Genomic DNA, 1,845 nt, shown 5'->3' with positions numbered 1-1,845 from the left:
GGTGACTCCACCCACGCGTAAACGCGCGGGCTTCCTACGTCGGTGGCTAAGCCGCCACGCAGAGGGCCAGCCCGGCCCTGTCGAGGACATTCGTCGCACCGACGTGGTCCGCGTTCGCCGCGAACCCGCACGCCGTGCACTGGAACTTCGCCTGGGTGGCGCGGTTCTCCTTCGCGACGTGCCCGCATTCGGGGCACGTGCGGGAGGTGTTGCGCGCGTCCACCGGGACCACGAGGCGACCGGCACTCTCAGCCTTGTTCGCCAGGATTCCGAGGAACTGCGCCCAACCCGCGTCGAGGATGCCGCGGCTGAGCCCGGCCTTCGCGGCAGCACCGTTGGGCAGGAAGCTGCCGGTCTGCTCGGGGTCGGGCTTGGGTGCGGGGCTCTTGGTCATGCCCACCGTGTTCAGCCGCTCGTGCGCGATCACGTCGTGGTCGGCGACCAACATGCGGGCGGTCTTGTGGTGGAAGTCGGCGCGCTGCCGCCGGATCTTGCCGTGCAGCCTGGCAACCTTCCGGGCGGCGGCGCGGTGACGCTTGGTCCGCTGCCGGGTCCGCCTCGGGAACGCCGCGAGATGCCGCTGCGCTTCGGCCAGCTCGTCGGCCATCGCCTGGAGGAAGCGCGGATTGGCGACATGTTCGCCGTCCGAGGTGGTCAGGAAGTGAGTGACGCCCATGTCGATGCCGACGGTCGCCCCGGTGGACGGCAGTTCCTCGGCGGGCACGTTGTCGCAGTCCAGGACGACGTACCAGCGACTCCCTTCACGCTTCACCGAGATCGTCCTGACGCGGCCCTCCACGGGCCGGTGCCGATGCACACGGATGTGCCCGACGCCCTGGAGGCGGACGCGGGTCTGCGGGTCGTGCGGGGTGGAGTCCCAGCGGCAGCCGTCGCCGTCCCTGGGGAAGGTGACGGTGTCGAAGTGCCCTACGCCCTTGAAGCGCGGGTAGCCCGGCGTCTGTCCGGCCTTGACGCGGCGGAAGAACGCCTGGAACGCCTTGTCCAGGCGGCGCAGGGTGGCTTGCTGGGAGGAGAAGGACCAGCGGCCTTGCCGCTCGGGGTCGAACGCGCGGATCTCCTTGAGCTGGGCGGACTGGTCGCCGTAGCGGACGCTGGTCTTCGAGGTGTGCCGGTAGGCGTCCCGGCGCTCTTGCAGTGCGCCGTTGTAGAGGGAGCAGTGATCCCGCAGCATCTCACCGAGTGCTGCCGTCTGACGGGCCGTGGGGCGCAGGAGGAACTTGTACGCGCGGATCACGAGCCGTCCCCCTTCTTCAACGGGCGTTCCCACTGGGTGTTGATGTACTTCTCGACCGTGGCCGCCGACACGGCGCCGACCGAGGCCGCGAAGTACGACGACGACCACAGCGTTGGCATCCGCGACTTCAGGTGCGGGAACTCCTCGCGCAGCACGCGGGAGGTGAATCCCTTGAACTGGTTTGCCACGTGCGAGGCCGACGACTTCGGGTCGTGCTTCACGAACAGGTGCACGTGGTCGGGCATCACCTCAAGGGCGATGATCTCCCACCCGCGTTCGTCTGCCTTCTGCCTGATCAGTTCGTCCAGTCGTTCCGCGACCCGGCCGCCGAGGACCGGACGGCGGTACTTCGGGCACCACACGACGTGGAGCCCGAGATCGTACACGCCGCCGGAGAACCGGCGAGCCTTCCTGGTCACGGTCATGCAATTACTATACACGCGCCGCAGGTATAATGCGGCAGAGAGGTGGGCTCAGATGAACACTGCGGATCCGCGCACCCAGCTGAGGCCAGAGCAGGACGCAGAAGCCATTCCCCACCCCGCTAAAGCGGGGCGTCCCCTGGCTAGGTCCTGATGGAGTCCACGATC

General features: G+C 68.3%; 2 protein-coding genes. Both read right to left on the bottom strand.

Annotated elements, in window-relative coordinates; genetic code table 11:
* Positions 1 to 46: 46 nt before the first annotated feature.
* Positions 47 to 1,255 (bottom strand): RNA-guided endonuclease InsQ/TnpB family protein, encoded by a 1,209-nt coding sequence (locus B7L92_RS31690; protein ID WP_081240753.1) that lies wholly within the window; start codon positions 1,253 to 1,255, stop codon positions 47 to 49.
* Positions 1,252 to 1,680, bottom strand: a complete 429-nt coding sequence (gene tnpA, locus B7L92_RS31685; RefSeq protein ID WP_081240752.1) for an IS200/IS605 family transposase — start codon at positions 1,678 to 1,680, stop codon at positions 1,252 to 1,254. Before tnpA ends, B7L92_RS31690 begins: the two co-directional genes overlap by 4 nt.
* Positions 1,681 to 1,845: the final 165 nt, after the last annotated feature.

The sequence above is a fragment of the Streptomyces viridosporus genome (assembly GCF_002078235.1).
Taxonomy (GTDB): domain Bacteria; phylum Actinomycetota; class Actinomycetes; order Streptomycetales; family Streptomycetaceae; genus Streptomyces; species Streptomyces viridosporus.
Note: the sequence above shows the minus strand (reverse complement) of the source record. Positions and strands in the feature narration are given on the sequence as shown.

Coding starts and splice junctions, on each gene's coding strand:
- tnpA (WP_081240752.1), bottom strand. CDS start 1,680: ATGACCGTGACCAGGAAGGCTCGCCGGTTCTCCGGCGGCGTGTACGAT.